This window comes from Mesorhizobium sp. WSM4832, from assembly GCF_055811115.1.
Genome location: NZ_JBVVQH010000001.1, coordinates 160089 through 180493, shown reverse-complemented (window position 1 = coordinate 180493; position 20405 = coordinate 160089). Strand labels below are relative to the sequence as shown.

Sequence of the window (20405 nt, the reverse complement as noted above, 5' to 3'; positions counted from 1 at the left end):
TTTCCGCCCGGCTTTATTTTTTACGCCAATGATTCTTCACGCCGATTCCGGCAAGCGTTATTGTTGTGATTCGCGGCCGGGGACATGTTGGGCCGGGGACGCATTCAGGGCGGTCTTGCATTCAAGCACCGAAGAGGACCAAGACATGCCGGGGGATTACCCGCCACGCGCGGGAAAGGCCGTTTCCGGCGGCCATAAGGATTCGAACGATGCCGGCCCTGCCGTGAGCGGCGGTGCTTTTCGTGCCAGCGCGAGGCTGGGCTTGCTTCTTGCCACCTCGGCGCTTGCCAGCCCGCTGCTCGCCTTTGCCGCCCATGCCGACATAGGCATCCCGGGAAAGGCCGCTGCGCCGGTCAGCACCGTCGAGGTCATGCAGCTCGCCATGTTCGTCGGCGTCATGGGCGCAGCGCTTGTCTCGGCCATCTTCCTGATCCGCGAGCGCGCACGCACCGCCTCGCAGAATGTCCAGCTCAGAGCTCGCATCGCGGATGTCAACGCGGCTCTGCAGCGTTCCGAGGCGCTGCTCAACCTGCGCGACCAGCGCCTGATCGTCTGGACAACGGACAACAAGAAACCCGAACTCATCGGCAGCCTGCCGCTGGAAAGCGGCGCCCCCGACGACAGGTCGGCTTTCCTTGCCTTCGGCCGCTGGCTGATGCCGCGCTCGGCGGCGGCGCTGGAGCACGCGGTTGCCGCCCTGCGCGAACAGGCGAAGGCCTTCGATCTCGTCATCGAAACGCAAGCCGGCGTGCCGCTGGAAGTGCACGGCCGCAAGAGCGCGGCGCATGTGCTGGTGCGCTTCGTCTCACTGTCGGAGACGCTGCGCAGCCAGGCCAGGCTGAAGATCGAGAACCAGCGGCTGAGCGCCGACTACGACACCATGGTTGGCCTGCTCGACGCGTTGAAGATGCCGGCATGGCTGCGCGGCGCGGACGGGCGATTGCAGTGGGTCAACCGCGCCTATGCCGAGGCGGTGGAGGCGGAAAACGCGGCTGCGGCCGTGCGCGACGCCAAGGAATTCCTCGGCGGCCAGGCGCGCGAGCAGATCGCCGAGCAGCACAAGTCGCGCCCGGTCTTCGAACAGACGCTTTCCACCGTGATCGAGGGCGACCGCCGCATGTTCGCGGTCACCGACTTCGCCGGCGCCGACGGTTCGGCGGGGCTTGCCTGCGACACCAGTGCCGCCGAGACGATCCGCGCCGAATACGAGCGGACCGTGCGCAGCCATGCCGACACGCTCGACCAGTTGAACACCGCGGTGGCGATCTTCGACACCGACGAAAAACTGCGCTTCTTCAACCAGGCCTTCCAGAAGCTTTGGGGTCTCGACAGCGGCTTCCTGCTCAGCGCGCCTTCCAACACGCTGCTGCTCGACCGGCTGCGCAGCGAAGGCAAGATCGCCGAACAGCCGGAATGGCGGCGCTGGAAGGAAAACCTGCTCAGCGCCTATCGCGCCGTCGAATCGCAGGAGCACTGGTGGCACCTGCCCGACCGCAAGACGATCCGCGTGGTAGCGAACCCGCAGCCGAAGGGCGGCGTCACCTGGGTGTTCGAGAACCTGACCGAGAAGATGGACCTCGAAAGCCGCTACCAGACCGCGGTGCGGGTACAGGGCGAGACGCTGGACAACCTCGCCGAAGGCGTGGTCGTGTTCGGTCCGGACGGGCGGCTGCGCCTGTCCAATCCCGCCTTCATCGCGCTGTGGGGGCTGACGGTGGAAGCAGTCAAGCCCAACGTCCATGTCACGGCGATCCGCGACCTGTGCGACCAGCGGGTCGCGAACAGCCCATGGGGCGGCTTCGTCGCCGCGGTCACCGGCTTCGACGACGAGCGCCGCGACCGCCGCGGCCAGATCGAGCTTGTCGACGGCACCGTGCTGAGCTACGCGGTGATCCACCTGCCGAACGGCCAAGTGATGATCACCTTCGTCGACGTCACCGACACCGTCAATGTCGAGCGGGCGCTGAAGGACAGGAACGAGGCGCTGGAGAAATCCGACCAGTTGAAGAACGAATTCGTGCAGCACGTGTCCTATGAGTTGCGCTCGCCGCTGACCAACATCATCGGCTTCACCGAGCTTCTGTCGCTGCCCTCGACCGGTCCGCTGACGCAGAAGCAGGCCGAATATGTCGAGCATGTCGGCTCATCGTCATCGGTGCTGCTCACCATCGTCAACGATATCCTCGACCTGGCGACCGTCGATGCCGGCATCATGCAGCTCGACATCTCCGAAATGAACATCGACCGGACGATCGCCGCGGCCGCCGAGTTGGTCGCCGACCGGCTGGACGAGCACCGGATCAAGCTCGAGATCGTTGCGGCGGAGGCGCCGGCAAGCTTCCATGGCGACGAAACCCGCATCCGCCAGATCCTCTACAACCTGCTCAGCAACGCGGCGAACTACGCGCCGGAGGCGAGCACGATCACGCTGACCTGCCGCCGGTTGGCCGACAGCGTCGAGTTCTCGGTGCATGATGACGGCCCCGGCATGCCGCCGGACGTGCTGGAATCGGTATTCCGCCGCTTCGAGCCGCGCACCAATGGCGGGCGGCGGCGCGGCGCCGGGCTGGGGCTCTCCATCGTCAAGAGCTTCGTCGAATTGCACGGCGGAACCGTGCGCATCGAGACCGGCCAGGACAGGGGCACCACGGTCATCTGCACCTTCCCGGACAAGCCTTCGGGTATCCCGGATACGCCGGGCATCCGCGACGCGGCCGAGTAGCGCGGCCCGCATGGCAGGGACGGTGCTGGAGCGTTTTCTCGTCGACGAGGCGGCAACGGCAAGGCTTGGCGAAGACCTCGCCATGGCGTTGCGCGCCGGCGACGCGATCGCGCTGAAAGGCGATCTCGGCGCCGGCAAATCGACGCTGGCCCGCGCCCTCATCCGAGCGCTTGCCGACGACGCCAATCTCGAAGTGCCGAGCCCGACCTTCACGCTGGTGCAGAGCTACGAGACGCGCGTTCCGGTCCATCATTTCGACCTCTATCGGCTGTCCACGCCGGACGAACTCGACGAGCTCGGCCTCGACGACGCGCTCACCCAGGGCGCGGCGCTGATCGAATGGCCCGAGCGCGCGGGAGACCGGTTGCCGGCAAACGCGCTGTGGGTCGATCTTGCCGAGCACGGCGAAGGCCGCGTGGCGAGGTTGTCGGGACGGGGACCGGTCCACGAGCGCGCGGCGCGATCGCTGGCCATGCGCGATTTCCTGGCCTCGGCCGGATGGGGCCAAGCCAGCCGCCGCCATTTCGTCGGCGACGCTTCCGCCCGCTCCTACGAGATCGTCTCGCTGCCCGGCCGGGCGTCGCGCGTGCTGATGAACTCGCCACGCCTCGTGCTCGGGCCACCGGTGCGCGACGGCAAGCCCTATGCGGTGATCGCCCATACGGCCCAATCCGTCACCGCCTTCGTCGCCATCGACCGGGCGCTGCTTGCGGCCGGCGTCAGCGTGCCGGTGATCCACGCCCAGGATCTCGACCAGGGTTTTTTGCTCATCGAACATCTCGGCTCCGAAGGTTTTCTCGGTCGCGACGGCCAGCCTGTCGCCGAGCGTTACGAAGCGGCGGCGGAGCTGCTGGCCATGATGCATGACAAGACCTGGCCCGAGCGCATGGAAGCGGCGCCCGGCGTGTTCCACGACGTGCCGCCCTTCGATCGGGAAGCCATGCTGATCGAGGCCGATCTGCTGGTCGACTGGTATGTGCCATGGATCAACGGCGAACCGGCAGACGATGAATTGCGGGCAGGCTACCACAAGGTATGGAATGCCCTTCTCGATCGCCTAGCAGGCAGCGAATACACGCTGATGCTGCGCGATTTCCATTCGCCCAACATCATCTGGCGCGCGGAACGTTCCGGCCTCGACCGGCTCGGCATCGTCGACGTCCAGGACGCGCTGATCGGTCCGGCCGCCTATGACGTCGCCTCCTTGGCCATGGATGCGCGCGTCACCGTCTCGCCCGAGATCGAGCGGCGGACGCTCGCCGCTTATGTCGCGGCGCGGCATGCCGCCGGCGTTTTCGACGAGGCCGGGTTCGCCGAGGCCTATGCGATCATGGCGGCGCAGCGCCATTCGAAGATCCTCGGCATCTTCGTGCGGCTCGAAAAGCGCGACGGCAAGCCTTACTATCTGAAACACCTGCCGCGCATCCGCGATTATCTGAGGCGGGCGCTGGCGCATCCGGCGCTTGGCGGCCTGAAGGATTTCTACATGGCCCACGGCCTGCTCGAGGAACGCCTGCCATGAAGCCGACCACCGCGATGGTGTTGGCGGCCGGGCTGGGCAAACGCATGCGGCCGATCACCGACACGATGCCCAAGCCGCTGGTGAAGATCGCCGGCAAGACGCTGCTCGACTGGGGACTGGACAGCCTGGAGGCGGCGGGTGTCAGCAAGGCCGTCGTTAATGTGCACCACCTGCCCGAGCAGATCGTCGCCCATGTCGCCGGCCGCAAGGCGCCGAGGATCGTCATTTCCGACGAGCGCGAAGCCCTGCTGGAATCGGCGGGCGGCATCGTCAAGGCGCTGCCGCTTTTGGGAAGCGAGCCCTTCTACATCATCAATGCCGACACGTTCTGGATCGACAGCGGCAAGCCCAGCCTCGAACGCCTCGCCCTTGCATGGGACGCTGCCAGAATGGATATTCTTCTGATGCTTACCGATCTCGACTCAGCGACCGGGCACTGCGTCGGCACCGACTTCCTTGTGGCGCCGGACGGTGCCTTGCGGCGCTCCAAGGGTGATCCGACGGGGCTGATCTATGCCGGCGCGGCGATCATCCATCCGCGCGTCTTCAGGCAAGCGCCTACGGGATCGCATTCGCTCAATGTCTATTTCGACAAGGCGATCGCCACTGGGCGCCTGTTCGGCATGAAGATGAACGGAAGCTGGATCACCGTCGGCACGCCGGACGCCATCCCGGCCGCCGAGACAGCCGTCGCCGGCGCGCTAGCGAAAGCAGTATGAGCGGCGCGCGCCGCGTCTTTTCCATCCCGCCCGGAGCGCCGTTCCTGCCGACGCTGGCGGGGGCATTGCTCGACGGACGCCTGATCCCCGGTTTCCGCTTCGACGGCGATCCGCTGGCGCTGGCCGACGCCACCATCTATGTGCCGACACGGCGCGCCGCGCGCGCGCTGCGCGGCGCTTTCGTCGACATGCTCGGTCAACGCTCCGCCATCTTGCCGACGGTGCGGCCGCTCGGCGAGTTCGACGAGGACGAGGCGGTCTTCGACGCGGAGGCGGCACCGGCCATCGAGCTCGCGCCGCCGATCGCCGCGCAGGAGCGGCTGCTTTTGCTGGCGCCGCTTGTTCGGGCCTGGAAGGAAAGCCTGCCGGACCATGTCAGGGCTCGGTTCAACGAGGAATTCGTCGTGCCGACCTCTGCCGCCGACGCCATCTGGCTGGCGCGCGACCTCGCCCGGCTGATGGACGAGATCGAGACAGAAGGCACGGATTGGGCAAAGCTCGCGACGCTTGTCACCGGCAACCTCGCCGGCTGGTGGCAGGTGACGCTCGATTTCCTCGGCATCGTCACCGACAACTGGCCGCACCTGCTCAAGGAGCGCAACCGCTCCAACCCGGCCGCCCATCGCAGCGCGCTGATCCGCCTGGAGGCGGCGCGGCTGAAGCGCAATCCGCCCGCAGGACCGGTGATCGCCGCGGGCTCGACCGGCTCCATTCCCGCCACTGCCGAACTGCTTGCCGTGATCGCCGGCCTGCCCGACGGCGCCGTCGTGCTACCCGGGCTCGACCACACGCTGGACGATGCATCCTTCGCGGCGATAACGGCGGCGGGCGCGCGGCCGGCAACGCTCGGCCACCCGCAATATGGCCTCGCCAAACTGATCGGCAGCATCGGCATTCCGCGCCGCGATGTCGAGGACATCGTCGCCGCGCCACCGCCGCTGGCGTTGCGCGCCGCACTTGTCGGCGAGGCGTTGCGGCCGGCCGAAACCACCGAATATTGGACCGAGACACGGCCGCGCTTCACGGCAAGTGACCTCGAACAGGCGCTTGCAGGCGTGACGCTGGTGGAAGCGGCGAATGAGCGCGACGAGGCGGCGGCAATCGCCATCGCGCTAAAGCGCGCCGTCGAGGTACCGGGCAAGCGCGCGGCGCTCGTTACCGGCGACCGCGCGCTGGCTCGGCGGGTTTCAGCCGAGCTTTTGCGCTTCGGTGTCGTTGCCGACGATTCCGGCGGTACGCCGCTCACCAACACGCCGGCCGCCAGCCTGCTCAGGCTTGCGCTGAGCGCCGCGTTCCGGCCCGGCGATCCGGTGGGCCTGCTTGCCTTGCTCAAACATCCGCTGCTCGGGCTTGGCCTGGAACGCCAGACCGTGCGCAAGGCTGCCGGACTTGTCGAGCTGGTCGCCTTGCGCGGTGGCACGGGTCGGCCCGATGTCGCATCGCTCGCCGAACTTTTCGACACGCGACTTGCTGAGCTGAGTGGCGACACAAGGCAACCTTTCTGGTTTTCGCGTCTGACCGTGCGCGCCATAGGGCAGGCGCAAGAAGTGCTTAGCCGTCTTACCAACGCACTCTTGCCGCTCACCGCGATGCGCCAGGAAAAAGACGCCGACATCGCGACGTTGACGCGCGCGAGCGTGGTTGCGCTGGAGGATCTGGGCCGCGCGGCCGATGGCAGCCTGGCGGAACTCTATGCCGGCGACGCCGGCGAAAAACTCGCCGAGCTGCTGCGCGGACTGGTGGCCGCGTCGTCGCCGTTCACCTTCGCTGCCCTGGAATGGCCTGACGTGATGGAGGCGCTGATCGCGCCGGAGACGGTAAAGCCGGCGCAAGGTACCGACCGCAATATTGCCATCTGGGGCGCGCTGGAAGCCCGGCTGCAGAACGTCGACACGCTGGTCATTGGCGGGCTCAATGAAGGGGTTTGGCCACGCAAGCCCGAAAGCGACCGCTTCATGTCACGGCTGATGAAGACTGGCATCGACCTCGAACCGCCGGAACGGCGCATCGGTCTCGCCGCGCATGATTTCCAGATGGCGATGGGTGCGAGCGAAGTGGTGCTGACGCGGTCGGCCCGCTCAGGCGATGCGCCGGCGGTGCCGTCGCGCTGGCTGCAGCGTATCCTCACCTTCATCGGCAAGGAGCCGGCGGGGGCGCTTCGTAGGCGCGGCGACGCGCTGCTTGCCTGGGCGCGCGCGCTTGATGCCGGCGAGAAGAAGGATTTCGCGGCGCGCCCGCAGCCCAAGCCGCCGCTCAGCCTGCGCCCGCGGCATTTCTCGGTCACCGAGATCGAGACGCTGCGCCGCGACCCCTACGCGGTCTATGCAAGGCGTATCCTTGGCCTGATGCCGCTCGATCCGCTGATCCGCGATCCGGGTGCCGCCGAACGCGGCACGCTGTTCCACGAAATCCTGCATTTGTTCTCGCGGCGGGTCGAGGATCCGAGAGCGCCAAGCGCGCTGGCGAGCCTCATCGAGGCCGGCCGCGTTTGCTTTGCCGACGCGAAGCTTCCGCCGGATATCGAGGCTATCTGGTGGCCGCGTTTCGAAAAGCTCGCCGAAAACATCGTCGAATGGGAGCATGGCCGCGCCGATGCCGTCGCCCGGCGCTACGCCGAGGAACGCGCTGAAAAGACGGTCGTCGGCCGCACTGGGGTGACGCTTTCCGGCTATGCCGACCGCGTCGACCTGCTTGTCGGCGGCATGGCCGATATCCTCGACTACAAGACCGGCTCCTCGCCCTCGAAGGCGCAGGCGCATACGCTGCTGTCGCCGCAGCTTGCCCTGGAAGGCGCGTTGCTCAGGCGCGGCGCCTTCAAGGAACTCGGTATTCGCGAGCCCTCGCAGCTCGCCTTCGTGCGGCTGAAGCCGAATGGCGAGGTGTTCGAGGAATCGATCCTCGAATACAACCGCAAGCCCCGCACCGCCAACGACCTGTCCGAGGAGGCCTGGGCGCGGCTGGAGCGGCTGCTCTTCCACTATGCGGATCCTGCGATCGGCTATCTGTCGCGCGCGCTGCCGTTCCGCGAGGGCGAAGCCGACGGCGATTACGACCATCTGGCGCGCGTGCTCGAATGGTCGGCGGGCGGCGCCAGCGAAGACGAGGCGGAAGGATGAAATATCCGATCCCCTCCGATACCGCCGCCAGCCAGGCGCGCGCTTCCGATCCGGCCAATTCCGCCTGGGTGTCGGCCAATGCCGGCTCTGGCAAGACGCATGTGCTGGCGCAGCGCGTCATCCGGCTTTTGCTCAACGGCACCGATCCGTCGAAGATCCTGTGCCTCACCTATACGCGGGCGGCCGCCGCCAACATGTCGAACCGGGTGTTCTCGACCCTGTCGGAATGGACGGCGCTGCCCGACGCGGAGCTTGCGGTCAGGATCGCGGCGCTGGACGGCCGCAGCGCCGACCGCGACACCATGCGGCGCGCGCGCCGGCTGTTCGCCGAGGCGCTGGAGACACCGGGCGGGCTGAAGATCCAGACCATCCACGCCTTCTGCGAATCGGTGCTGCACCAGTTCCCGCTCGAAGCCAACATCCCGGCGCATTTCGAGATGCTCGATCCGCAGATGGAGGCCTCGCTGTTCGGCGATGCCCGCCGCGACATGATCTCGGGCGCAGGTGCCGGCGTCCATGGCCTGGCGGAAGCCTTCGCCACCGTGCTGGAGCGCGGCGGTGAGTTCGGTCTCGATACGCTGCTTTCCGAAATCGTCGGCAAACGCGACGAGTTGCGCGGCTTCATCGCCAGGCTCGGCAAGGATCGCGACTTCCGGCCGCTGTTCGCCGAATTCGGCTTCCAGCCCGGACAGACGGGCGAAGACATCGCCGCGTCGATCTGGCCGCTGCCTGGCTTTGCCCCCGGTGAGTTCGCCGAATTCGCGCATGCCGCCGAAGCCACCGACGCGCGGCAGGTGCTGAACAATGTTGTCCCCTATGCGCGCGGCGCATTTGCCGAAGCCGACCCGATCCGCCGGCTGCGGCTCTTGGCAAAAGCCTTTCTCAAGGCCGACGGCGACCCCTACGAGCCGCCCAAGATCTTCAAGAAGGCGCTGGTCGACCGGCTGCCCGACCTGGCCGAGCGCTATCTCGCGGCGGCCAAGGCGATCCTGGACGTGTCGGACCGGCTGGCGCTGTTTCGCATGGTCGAAGGGACCGCGGCGGCGCTCACCGTCGCCGGTTGGCTGATAGCGCGCTATGAGCAGTTGAAGCGCAGGCGTGGCTTCCTCGATTTCAACGACCTGATCACCCGCACGGTCAACCTGTTGTCGCGCCCGGATGCCGGGCCATGGGTGCAATTCAAGCTCGACCAGGGCATCGACCATATCCTGCTCGACGAGGCGCAGGACACCAGCCCGGACCAGTGGGAAGTGGTGAAGAAGCTGACCGAAGAGTTCTTTGCCGGGCTCGGCCAGCGCGAGACGGTCAAGCGCACGGTGTTCGCCGTCGGCGACGAGAAGCAGTCGATCTACTCCTTCCAGGGCGCCGCGCCGGATTCCTTTGCCGAGAGCCGGCTTTTGTTTGCCGGTCGGGTGCGTGACGCCGAAGCTGCCTTTGCCAATCTGAAGCTCACGTGGTCGTTCCGTTCGAGCGACGACGTGCTTGCCGCCGTCGACCGCGTCTTCGCCGAACCGGGAGTGCGGCGCGGCATCAGCCACGATCCCGATCCGCTCAGCCACAAGGCGATCCGCAACGATGCGCCAGGCTATGTCGAGGTGTGGCCCTCGGTCGGCGCTGAAATGGTCGAGGAACCGGACGACTGGACCTTGCCGGTCAACCACGCCAGCGCGCCGGCCGTGCGCGTGGCCGAGCATGTGGCGACGACCATCCAGAACTGGCTGCGCAGTGGCGAGGTCATCGAAGGCAAGGGCAGGAAACTGACCGCCGGCGACATCCTGGTCCTGGTGCGCAAGCGCGACCGCTTCGTCCACGCGCTGTCGCGCAGCCTCAAGAACCGCCAGATCCCGGTTGCAGGCGCCGACAGGCTGAGGCTGCCCGGCCATATCGCCGTGCAGGACCTGATCGCGCTCGGCCATTTCCTGATCCAGCCGGAGGACGATCTTTCGCTCGCCGCCGTGCTGCGCAGCCCGATCTTCGAGATCTCCGAGGAGACGTTGCTGGCGCTGGCCGGCGAGAGGCCGAGAGGCCAGTCGCTGGTTGCCTCGCTGCGTCAGCATGCGGCCGAAGATGTCGCCCTGGCCGCTGTCGTTAGCCGGCTCGATGCCTGGGCGAACGAGGTCGCTTTCAAGCCGGTGTTCGAATTCTACGCCGCCGTGCTGGCGCGTGACGGCCTGCGCCGCAAGATGACGGCGCGGCTTGGGCCTGAAGCCGGCGATATCCTCGACGAGTTCCTGAGTTTTTGCCTGGCCGAGGAACGCACCGGCCTGCCGGGACTGGGATCCTTCCTCTCGACGCTGGAAAATGCCGGCCCCGAGATCAAGCGCGAGATGGACCAGACCCGCGACGAGGTACGCGTCATGACCGTGCACGCCGCCAAGGGCCTTGAGGCGCCGGTCGTCTTCCTCGTAGACGGCGGCTCGGCGCCGTTCAGCGACCAGCATTTGCCGCGGCTGATGCCGTTCGAAAGCTCGGGAACGCAATGGAGGGGCAAGGGCTTTCTGTGGCGCTCGGCCAGCGATGTCGCCAACGGCGTTTCGCGCGCTGCCTCGATCAAGGCGCGAGAGCTGGCGGACGACGAATACCGGCGGCTGCTCTATGTCGGCATGACGCGCGCCGAGGATCGGCTGATCGTCTGCGGCTATCACGGCAAGCGGCAGCCCAGCACCGGCACGTGGCATTCGATCGTCAGCCGGGCATTGCTCGGTGCGCCGGAGAGTTCCGAGCGCCGGCATCCTGCAACGGCCGATGTCGCGGTGCATCGTTTCCATATGACCAAGCTGCCGCCGGTGGCGCTGACCAGCATCGACGAGGCAGGCCCGTTTGAGCATGCCGCCGCGCTGCCTGAAAACCTGTTCCGGCCGCTGCCGCCCTATGAGGACCTGCCGCGACCGCTTTCGCCTTCCGGCGCCTCGGCGCTGATCGATGAGGCCAAAGACACCGTCCCCGACACGCGCTCTCCGGTGCTCGACGCCGCCGCCGAACCCGGCTTTGCCGTCATGCGCGGCCTGGCCCTGCACAAATTGCTGCAAATGCTGCCGGGCGTTGCGGAAGAGGAAAGACGCGGCGCGGCCGAGCGCTACCTGGCGCGCGCCGGCGTCGACTGGCCGCACGGCGAGCGCGACAGAGCGCTGGAGGCTGTGCTGTCGATCCTGTCCGACAACCGCTTCGGCGCGCTGTTCTCGCCATCCTCGCGCGCCGAGGTCGCGGTCATGGGCAGCCTCGAGGTGAAGGGCAAGCTGCGCTCGATTTCCGGCAAAATCGACAGGCTGGCGGTGACTGCCGAAAAGGTGTCGATCGTCGACTACAAGACCAACCGGCCGGCGCCCAGGACCCTGGCGGAGGTGCCGCCTGCCTATGTGCTGCAGCTTGCGCTCTACCGCGCGCTGCTCAGACCGCTCTATCCTGGCCGCGAGGTTTCCGCGGCGCTGCTGTTCACCGAGGCGCCGCGCCTGATCGAGCTGCCGGCCAAGGCCATGGACGACGCCCTTGCCCGACTCACGGCAGCGTGACACAAGAACTGCTTGAACATCGCCGCCATAACCACCACATTTGGTGCAACCCGAGTTTTCGAAAGGATTTCAGCATGGCCACCGTCAAGGTCGACAAGGGCAATTTCCAGGCCGATGTGCTCAACGCCAAAGAGCCGGTCGTGGTGGATTTCTGGGCAGAGTGGTGTGGTCCCTGCAAGATGATCGGCCCGTCGCTGGAAGAGATCGCCAACGAGCTCGGCGCGAAGATCAAGGTGGCAAAGCTCAACATCGACGAGAACCCCGAGCTCGCCGCGCAGTATGGCGTGCGCTCGATCCCGACGCTGATGATCTTCAAGGGCGGCGAAGTCGCCGACATGAAGGTGGGCGCCGCGCCGAAGACGGCGCTGTCGCACTGGATCAACGGCAGCCTCGCCTGAGCCAATCCGAAAAAGTTCAAGAACAAGCCCGGCCATCGTGCCGGGCTTGTTCTTTGGCGCCATCGCTGATGGCGCTCTGGCCCTGACGTCGCGGCTCTCCATCTCCTCTTCTACAAAAAAGGAGAACGCCATGACCGGAACAGCCAAAGCCACAGTTCACGTCGACAATGAGCGCGTCATCGTCACCGAATACCGCTTCGCCCCCGGCGCCAACACCGGCTGGCACCGCCATGGCCACGACTACGTTGTCGTGCCGCTGATGGACGGCAAGGTGAAACTGGTGACCAAGGACGGCGAATCCTTCGCCGAGATGAAGCAAGGCGCGCCCTATTTCCGCCGGGAAGGCGTCGAGCACGACGTCATCAACGCCAATGACGGCGAATACGCCTTCATCGAGATCGAGCTGAAGTAAGCTAGATGGCTAGCCATCAATTGCCATTTTGATGGCTAAGCTCTGTCGGTATCAATTTGCGGCAAGGGGGGTTCGAAATGGCCGGACCAAAACTCTCAGTCCATAGCGCAAAAGCATGGGACATTGCTCATCGACTTGCGCGTCGCGAGAATCGTTCCATAGCTGATGTGATCGAACGCGCGCTCGAGTCCTATGAGATTCAGGAAGCACGCCGCGAACCCGCATCCAGCTTCTATGTTCGGCTGGTTGCAAGCAGCGGGGCCGACATCGATCTGGAGAAAATTATCCGCGAAGGTCGCGAACTCTAGTGGCACTGCTTAGGGATTTTGACCGGTCGGCTCTGTTTGCGTTGACCGGTGGCATGCCTCGGAGATTGGCCGAAACGCCCATCGCGATCGTCATTCTAGGGCGGAGCAGAAGCGAAGCTCCGTCGCGAAGACCCTAGAATCCATGCCGTTACCTTCGCCAAGGCGTGCAACGGAGCAAAATTCTGCGCCGCGGCGGCGCTTCCAGGTCACGGCATGGATTCTATGGTCTGCGCCGCGTCGCTTCGCTCCTTGCTCCGCCATAGAATGACGACGTTGGGGCGGCTTCAACCAATCCCCGGTGTTCGCGCTGATTTCGCGGAAATGAACGAAAAATCCTGCACCAAGACAAACGGCGACTTTTCAAAATCCCTTTTTCTAGCCGAATATCGGACCGGTCAATCCAGCTGAACTAGTCACCAGTCGGCGACACGATCGCCGCCTGCAAATTGCGCGCTTTTGGCGGTGTATTCGAACAACTCGATCTTCACGCCGTTGGGGTCGGTGCTCCAGGCCTGGTAGGTATCGTCGCAGGCGAGCTTCTTCGGCGTCACCGCGACGCCCTTCGAGCGGATATGAGCGACCGCCGCATCGATGTCTTCCACTTCGAGGCAGAAGTGGTTGATCTGGTTGGCCTCGTTGTAGCTGGCTTCGCTCTTCTCGAAGACCTCGACATGGCTGCGGCCGCCGCAATTGAGGTAGAAGCCGAAGATCCTGCCGTCGCGCAGGAAATTGAACTGCGTGTCCAGGCCGAGCACGTCCCGGTAGAAGCCTCGTGTCACTTCGAGATCATGCGCGAAGATGCAGACATGGGCGAGCTGCTTCACCTTGATCATTGCCCGACTCCTAGCGATCGCCCCGGGGGTTGCCTCTATCAGGTCGGCGGCGTGCCGTTTTCGGCCAGCACAGCGCCGGCGAAATAGAGCGAGCCGCCGATCAGGATGCGCGGCGCCGGGCCGTCCCAGCTGTCGCGCAACAGCATCAGCGCGCTGGCGACGGAGCTGACCGGCTCGGCCGACAGGCCGGCCTCGGTGGCGCGCAGTGCCAATTCGTCGTTCGGCACGCCGGCATCGCTGTTGGTTACCGGCACGGTATAGACATGGCGGGCAAGGCCCTTGAAGGCGCTGAAATAGCCGGTCTGGTCCTTGGTGCTGATCATGCCGGAGATCAGGATCAGCGGCCTCGGGTTCTTTTCCTCCTGCTCGGCCAGCGCCTCGGCAACGACCATGCCGGCGCCGGGATTGTGGCCGCCGTCCAGCCAGATGTCGGAGCCTTTCGGCGCCAGGTCGACCAGCTTGCCCTGCGTCAGCTTCTGCATGCGTGCCGGCCAGGCGACATGGGTCATCGCCCGCTCGGCGGCGCGGTGGCCGATCTCGAAGCCGGCCGCCTTGACGGCGGCGATCGCCGCTGCGGCGTTGGCGTATTGATGGCGCCCGGGCAGGCGCGGCGAGGGCAGGTCCATCAACCCGTCCTCGTCCTGATAGACCATGCGGCCATTTTCCTCGAAAGCGAGGAAATCCTGACCGTAGACGAAGGTCGGACAATCCAGCCGCTCGGCCGTCTCGATCAGCACATGAAGCGCCGTCTCGCTTTCCTGGGCGCCGATCACCACCGGGCAGCCGCGCTTCATGATGCCGGCCTTTTCGGCGGCGATCAGCTCGACGCGGTCGCCGAGATAGGCCTCGTGGTCCATCGATATCGGCATGATCACCGAAACCGCCGGCCGCTCGATGACATTGGTGGCGTCGAAACGGCCGCCGAGGCCGACCTCGATGATCGCCGCCTCCGCCGGGTGCTCCGAAAACAGGATGAACGTGACCGCGGTGAGGATCTCGAAGACAGTAATCTTCTGACCTGCATTGGCCTCGGCGACGCGTGCGATCGCCTCGGCGAAAACCTCGTCGTCGACAAGCTTGCCGCCGCTGTCGGCCGCCAACCGGTAGCGCTCGTGCCAGTTCACCAGGTGCGGCGAGGTATGGACGTGGACGAGGTGGCCAGCCGCCTCCAACAGCGCACGCGCGAAGGCGGCGCAGGAGCCCTTGCCATTGGTGCCGGCGATGTGGATGACCGGCGGCAGCCGGTCCTGCGGATTGCCGAGGCGTTCGAGAAGCCGCGTGACGCGGTCCAGCGAAAGGTCGAAGCCTTTCGGATGCAGCGTCATCAGATGTTCGATTTCGCGTTCGGCGGAAAGCGTTGTCATGGCAGAATCCTAGAGCGGTTCATCATTTCATGGAAATGCAGAGCCGCTCTCTTTTTTTGTGGACGCAATTCCGGACGGAAGATCGTTTCACACTTTTCCTGGAATTGCTCTCTCTTTGACGCAATTCCGGACGGAAAACCGTTTCACACTTTTCCTGGAATTGCTTCAGCGCATGACCTTGAAACCGGGAATCGGTTTCAAGCGGGCCATGTGCGAATCAAAGCTACAGCACGCAGCAGGCGACGCAAATCGCGGTTCGCGGCGAACGATGTCGCGTCGGGCCGATATCACGTCAGGCTTGAGGCCGTGCCTCGGCATTGACCACCGCCGGCGGCAGGATCTCCGACTCGCGCGACTTCTCGGCTTCCGGCATTTTGAGCAGCATCTTCAAGAGCCGCGCGATGGTGGAGCGCATCTCCAGGCGCGAGACGACCATGTCGACCATGCCGTGCTCCATCAGGTACTCGGCGCGCTGGAAGCCGTCGGGCAGCTTTTCGCGGATGGTCTGCTCGATGACGCGCGGGCCGGCAAAGCCGATCAGCGCGCCGGGCTCGGCGATCTGGACGTCGCCCAGCATGGCGTAGGAGGCGGTGACGCCGCCGGTGGTCGGGTTGGTCAGCACGACGATATAGGGCAGGCCGGCTTCCTTCAGCCGATCGACGCCGATCGTGGTGCGCGGCAATTGCATCAGCGACAGGATGCCTTCCTGCATGCGGGCGCCGCCGGAAGCGGCGAACAGGATCAGCGGCCGCTTGCGCTGCAGCGCGACCTCGAAGGCATGCACGATGGCTTCGCCGGCGGCCATGCCGAGCGAGCCGCCCATGAAGGCGAAGTCCTGCACGGTGACGATGACCGGCAGCCCGTCGACGGTGCCGGCGCCGTTGAGGATCGCGTCCTCGAGGCTGGTCTTGGCCTTCGCTTCCTTCAGGCGGTCGGTGTAGCGCTTCTCGTCGCGGAACTTCAGCGGGTCCTGGACGACCTTGGGGTTTTCCAGCACCTCGTATTTGCCGTCGTCGAAGAAGTACCGCAGCCGCTCCTTGGCCGAGATCTTCATATGGTGGCCGGAGGCCGGGATGACGAACTGGTTGGATTCGAGATCCTTGTGGAAGACCATCTCACCGGTCTCGGGGTCCTTGATCCACAGATTTTCCGGCATGTCGGCGCGCCGGCCGAGCATCGAATTGATCTTCGGGCGGACGTAATTGGTGATCCAGTTCATGGCTTCGGCTCCTGTCCTGGAAGAGACTTCAAGCAATTCAGGAAAAGTCTGTGGCGGATTTCCGGCCTGAATTGCGTAGCGAACAAATAGTCAGGCTATTCGGCGGCAGCAAGACGGGCCGAACGCACGCCCTGGGCAAGTCCGGAGACCAGGGTGGCGACGGCCTCGGCCGGATCGGCAGTCTTTTCGCCCTTGGGTCCCAGCACATTGGCTATCGCGTTGACGATCGCCGTGCCGACGACGACGCCGTCGGCCGAGGCGCCGATCACCCGGGCCTGCTCGGCGGTCTTGACGCCGAAGCCAACGCAGACCGGCAGCGCCGTGTGTCCCTTGATGCGTGTGACCGCCGCCGACACCTTTGCCGTGTCGGCAAGGGCGGAGCCGGTGATGCCGGTCATCGAGACGTAGTAGACGAAGCCCGAGGTGTTTTGCAAAACCTTAGGCAGGCGCTTGTCGTCGGTGGTCGGCGTGGCGAGGCGGATGAAGTTGACGCCGGCCTTCAGCGCCGGAATGCAAAGCTCCTCGTCCATCTCCGGCGGCAGGTCGACAACGATCAGGCCGTCGATGCCGCTGGCCTTGGCGTCGGCGAGGAAGCGGTCGACGCCGTAGATGTAGATCGGATTGTAGTAGCCCATCAGCACGATCGGCGTCTCGTCGTCGCCAGCGCGGAATTCGGACGCCATCTTCAGCGTCCTGGCCAGCGTCTGGCCGCCTTTCAGCGCCCTGAGACCCGCCGCCTGGATGGCCGGGCCGTCGGCCATCGGATCGGAGAAGGGCATGCCGAGCTCGATGATGTCCGAGCCTGCGACCGGCAGCCCCTTCATGATGGCCAGGGCGGTGTCGTAATCGGGGTCGCCGCCCATGATGTAGGTGACGAGAGCCGGACGGCCCTCCGATTTGAGCTTCGCCATGCGGCGGTCGATGCGGGTGGTCATTGTCAGATCTCCATGCCCAGCATGTTGGCCACCGTATGCACGTCCTTGTCGCCGCGGCCGGATAGGTTGACGATGACGATCTGGTCCTTGTCCATCGAAGGCACGATCTTCATCGCATGGGCGATGGCATGCGCCGATTCCAGCGCCGGGATGATGCCTTCGACGCGGGTGGTGAGCTGGAAGGCTTCCAGCGCCTCGTCGTCGAGGATCGGCACATATTCGACGCGGCCCGAGTCGCGCAGCCAGGAATGCTCCGGCCCGACGCCGGGATAATCGAGACCGGCCGAGATCGAATGGCCGTCCATGATCTGGCCGTCGGCATTCTGCAGCAGATAGGTGCGGTTGCCGTGCAGCACGCCCGGCTTGCCGGCACTCATCGAGGCGCAATGCTCGATGCCGTCGAGGCCGCGGCCACCGGCTTCGATGCCGATGATGCGGACGTCCTTGTCGTCGAGGAAGGGATGGAACAGGCCGATGGCGTTGGAGCCGCCGCCGACGGCGGCGATGATGGTATCGGGCAACCGGCCTTCCTGTTCGAGGATCTGCGCACGCGCCTCGGTGCCAATGACCGACTGGAAGTCGCGCACCAGCTCCGGATAGGGATGCGGGCCGGCGGCGGTGCCGATCAGGTAATAGGTGTCCTCGACATTGGTCACCCAGTCACGCAGCGCTTCGTTCATGGCGTCCTTCAGCGTGCCGTGGCCGGCGGTGACCGGCCGCACTTCGGCGCCGAGCAGCTTCATGCGGAACACGTTCGGGCTCTGGCGGGCGACATCGGTGGCGCCCATGTAGACCACGCAAGGATAGCCGAAGCGGGCCGCGACCGTGGCCGAAGCGACGCCATGCTGGCCGGCGCCGGTCTCGGCGATGATGCGCTTCTTGCCCATGCGCTTGGCGAGCAGGATCTGGCCGAGGCAGTTGTTGATCTTGTGCGAGCCGGTGTGGTTCAGGTCCTCGCGCTTGAAATAGACTTTTGCACCGCCCCCGAGGCCCTTCGCCGAGGAAACCTCACGAAGATGCCTCGTCAGGCCTTCGGCGAAATAGAGCTTCGAGGGCCGCCCGGCATAGTGGGTCGACAGGTTCTGCAATTCGGCCTTGAAGTCCGGATCGTTCTTGACCTCGTTCCAGTGCCGTTCGAGATCGAGGATCAGCGGCATCAGCGTTTCGGCGACGAAACGACCGCCGAAAATGCCGAACATCCCCTGCTCGTCGGGCCCGGTGCGGAAGGAATTGGGCATAGCCGGCTTGTTCATCGCCGATCTCCTAAGTCTTGACTCTTGAGCATGTCCTTTGTCGGAAAACCGGTTCCCACTTTTCCGGGACATGCTCCAAATGTGCTTTGCTCTCAGGCGGCGCGGTCGTCGCGCGCGGCCCTGGCGGTCCGGAAAAACTGCTCGATCAGCGCCGGATCCTTGACGCCCGGAGCGCTTTCCACGCCGGACGAAACGTCAATTCCGGGCGGATTGGCCAGTCTCAGAGCATCGCCGATATTGGCTGCGTTGAGCCCACCGGAAAGCATGTATTCGACGCCGGCGTCAAGGGCGGTAAGGATACGCCAGTCGAAGGCGACGCCGTTGCCGCCCGGCAGCTGCGATCCCTTCGGCGGCTTGGCGTCGAACATGAAACGGTCGGCAATGCCAATGAACGGCTTTAACCGCTCGAGATCGGCCGCCTCGCTGACGGAGAACACCTTCATCACCGGCAGGCCGTAGCGGGCCTTGAGCTCCGCCACCCGCTCCGGCGTTTCGGCGCCATGCAGCTGCAGCATATCCGGCTGCATTTTTGCAACGATCTCATCCAGAAACGCATCATCGGCATCGACGGTGACGGCAACCGCCACGGCCTTGCCGCGCGCGGCTTCGCGCAACCGGCCGGCCTCGGCCGGCTCGACGTAACGCGGGCTCTTGGCGAAGAAAATGAAGCCGACATGGCTGGCACCGCCGGCAAGGGCGGCGGCCATCGCGGCGTCGGTCTTCAATCCGCAGATCTTGATGTCGAGCGTCATGGCGCGGGATTGGCACGAAACGGCCAAAGAGTCGAGAAAAAGCATGCTGTTGCCGGCTCTGCGAAAAACACTACCTTCATATAGGAACCAAAGGCGGGAGCACGATGACAATGGCCGACCGGACCGTCGCCGAACTCAGGCAAAAGATCGCGCAAGCGCGCGAGGTGATCGTGCATCTGATGGACAAGGCCGCCTTCAACGGCGCCGAGGCGCACCGGGCGCTGGATTATTTCGGCAGCGACGCCTTTGACCGGAACTTTTTGCCATGGCCGCAGCAGGGCGAGGAGGGGCTCCGGCCGGAGGAGTTGAACGCGGCGAATGACGATTGAGCGGTCACTCAGTTTAAGCCCATAGCGGAGAGGTTGGCGGGACAGCACCCCCTCTGGCCTGCCGGCCATCTCCCCCGCAAGGGGGGAGATTGAGCGCGCAATCGCTTTCGCCAATCCTCAACGTCGCAGAAGGAAACTGAGCGCCGAAGCGCCAATCTCCCCCCTTGCGGGGGAGATGCCCGGCAGGGCAGAGGGGGGTGTGACGGATCGCTACGGCAGATACTTGTCGTCCTGCCCGCCCAGGCACCCTACTCAAACACGATCGCCTGCAACGCCCCGCCGTTGCGCTTCAGCCAGTCCTTGCAGCGGTCGGTGTCGGGGCAAAGCTTTTCGCACAGCTTCCAGAATTTCGGGCCGTGGTTCATCTCCTTGAGATGCGCCACCTCATGCGCGACCAGGTAATTGATGACCGGCGGCGGCGCCATCATGATGCGCCACGAGAAGGAGAGATTGCCCTCCGAGGTGCATGACCCCCAGCGGCTGGAGGTATCCTTGTACCTTATCGCCTTGGCGCGCTTGCCGATGGCCTCGGTGTGCTTGACGACCAACTTCTCGATCTCCTTCTTGGCCTCGCGCTTGAGATGGTCGGCAATGCGGCGCGGCAGATGGATGCGCTCGCCATGGACGATCAAGAGCGGGCCGCGCTCGTCGCGCGAGATGGCGACGGTGCCGCGCTTCGAGGGCTCGTGGACGATGCGGTGCGGCACGCCGCGGATCGGAATCCTGATGCCCGGGCGCACCTGGGGCCTCGTCGGCACCTTGGCCAGCCGCTGCTCCAGCCAGTCCTGGTGGCGGTCGAGGAATTTCTCCACCTCGCCGCGGCGCAGGCCGGGCGGCACGGTGACGCGCAGGCCCTGGCCGCCGGAATCGATGCGCAGCGTGAGCCGCCGGGCCCTGGCGCTTTCGACGATTTTCAGCGGCAGCGTGCGGCCGGCGACGCAATGCTCGCGCTCCACGACAGGCGTGGGCTTTGGCTTGGTCAGATTGCGAAAGAAGCCGAGGGTCATGGCTGGA

Annotated in this window: 16 protein-coding genes; 9 read left to right on the top strand and 7 right to left on the bottom strand. The window is 65.4% G+C overall.

Annotated features, from left to right (window positions below; all coding sequences use genetic code 11):
* Positions 1-145: 145 nt before the first annotated feature.
* From AC0L2L_RS00875 to AC0L2L_RS00840, 8 genes are all read left to right on the top strand, one after another.
* Positions 146-2722, top strand: coding sequence for a sensor histidine kinase (locus tag AC0L2L_RS00875; protein WP_473575510.1), 2577 nt, complete (start codon positions 146-148; stop codon positions 2720-2722).
* A 10-nt stretch (positions 2723-2732) separates the two neighbouring features.
* Positions 2733-4244 carry a tRNA (adenosine(37)-N6)-threonylcarbamoyltransferase complex ATPase subunit type 1 TsaE gene (gene tsaE / locus AC0L2L_RS00870; RefSeq protein WP_473575508.1) on the top strand — a complete coding sequence of 504 codons (1512 nt, stop codon included), beginning with the start codon at positions 2733-2735 and terminating at the stop codon, positions 4242-4244.
* Complete coding sequence (locus tag AC0L2L_RS00865; RefSeq protein ID WP_473575506.1) at positions 4241-4963, top strand: nucleotidyltransferase family protein; 723 nt, start codon at positions 4241-4243, stop codon at positions 4961-4963. Before tsaE ends, AC0L2L_RS00865 begins: the two co-directional genes overlap by 4 nt.
* Positions 4960-8079, top strand: coding sequence for a double-strand break repair protein AddB (gene addB, locus AC0L2L_RS00860; RefSeq protein WP_473575504.1), 3120 nt, complete (start codon positions 4960-4962; stop codon positions 8077-8079). Before AC0L2L_RS00865 ends, addB begins: the two co-directional genes overlap by 4 nt.
* On the top strand, positions 8076-11588 hold the full coding sequence (addA, locus tag AC0L2L_RS00855; RefSeq protein ID WP_473575502.1) for a double-strand break repair helicase AddA: 3513 nt from the start codon (positions 8076-8078) through the stop codon (positions 11586-11588). Before addB ends, addA begins: the two co-directional genes overlap by 4 nt.
* 74 nt (positions 11589-11662) lie before the next feature.
* Positions 11663-11986, top strand: coding sequence for a thioredoxin (trxA, locus tag AC0L2L_RS00850; RefSeq protein WP_027166949.1), 324 nt, complete (start codon positions 11663-11665; stop codon positions 11984-11986).
* A 130-nt stretch (positions 11987-12116) separates the two neighbouring features.
* A complete protein-coding gene (locus AC0L2L_RS00845) occupies positions 12117-12398 on the top strand; it encodes a cupin domain-containing protein (protein WP_027166948.1) in 282 nt (93 codons plus the stop codon).
* Between the two features lie 77 nt (positions 12399-12475).
* A complete protein-coding gene (locus AC0L2L_RS00840; RefSeq protein WP_473575500.1) occupies positions 12476-12706 on the top strand; it encodes a plasmid stabilization protein in 231 nt (76 codons plus the stop codon).
* Between the two features lie 413 nt (positions 12707-13119).
* Here AC0L2L_RS00840 and AC0L2L_RS00835 read toward each other — a convergent pair whose 3' ends face one another.
* The 6 genes from AC0L2L_RS00835 to AC0L2L_RS00810 form a co-directional block, all read right to left on the bottom strand.
* A complete protein-coding gene (locus AC0L2L_RS00835; RefSeq protein ID WP_473575498.1) occupies positions 13120-13539 on the bottom strand; it encodes a VOC family protein in 420 nt (139 codons plus the stop codon).
* A 38-nt stretch (positions 13540-13577) separates the two neighbouring features.
* Positions 13578-14903 carry a bifunctional folylpolyglutamate synthase/dihydrofolate synthase gene (locus tag AC0L2L_RS00830; protein WP_473575496.1) on the bottom strand — a complete coding sequence of 442 codons (1326 nt, stop codon included), beginning with the start codon at positions 14901-14903 and terminating at the stop codon, positions 13578-13580.
* A gap of 292 nt (positions 14904-15195) precedes the next feature.
* On the bottom strand, positions 15196-16122 hold the full coding sequence (gene accD / locus AC0L2L_RS00825; protein ID WP_473575495.1) for an acetyl-CoA carboxylase, carboxyltransferase subunit beta: 927 nt from the start codon (positions 16120-16122) through the stop codon (positions 15196-15198).
* Between the two features lie 95 nt (positions 16123-16217).
* Positions 16218-17057, bottom strand: a complete 840-nt coding sequence (gene trpA, locus AC0L2L_RS00820) for a tryptophan synthase subunit alpha (RefSeq protein WP_473575493.1) — start codon at positions 17055-17057, stop codon at positions 16218-16220.
* A gap of 2 nt (positions 17058-17059) precedes the next feature.
* On the bottom strand, positions 17060-18310 hold the full coding sequence (gene trpB, locus AC0L2L_RS00815; protein WP_473575492.1) for a tryptophan synthase subunit beta: 1251 nt from the start codon (positions 18308-18310) through the stop codon (positions 17060-17062).
* Positions 18311-18402: 92 nt separating this feature from the next.
* Positions 18403-19062 carry a phosphoribosylanthranilate isomerase gene (locus AC0L2L_RS00810; RefSeq protein ID WP_473576079.1) on the bottom strand — a complete coding sequence of 220 codons (660 nt, stop codon included), beginning with the start codon at positions 19060-19062 and terminating at the stop codon, positions 18403-18405.
* A 110-nt stretch (positions 19063-19172) separates the two neighbouring features.
* Between AC0L2L_RS00810 and AC0L2L_RS00805 the strand changes: the two genes are divergently transcribed.
* The gene (locus AC0L2L_RS00805; protein WP_473575490.1) at positions 19173-19391 is read left to right on the top strand and encodes a hypothetical protein; all 219 of its coding nucleotides are present in this window, start codon (positions 19173-19175) and stop codon (positions 19389-19391) included.
* A 248-nt stretch (positions 19392-19639) separates the two neighbouring features.
* Here AC0L2L_RS00805 and AC0L2L_RS00800 read toward each other — a convergent pair whose 3' ends face one another.
* Positions 19640-20398, bottom strand: coding sequence for a M48 family metallopeptidase (locus tag AC0L2L_RS00800; protein WP_027166940.1), 759 nt, complete (start codon positions 20396-20398; stop codon positions 19640-19642).
* Between the last annotated feature and the right edge of the window lie 7 nt (positions 20399-20405).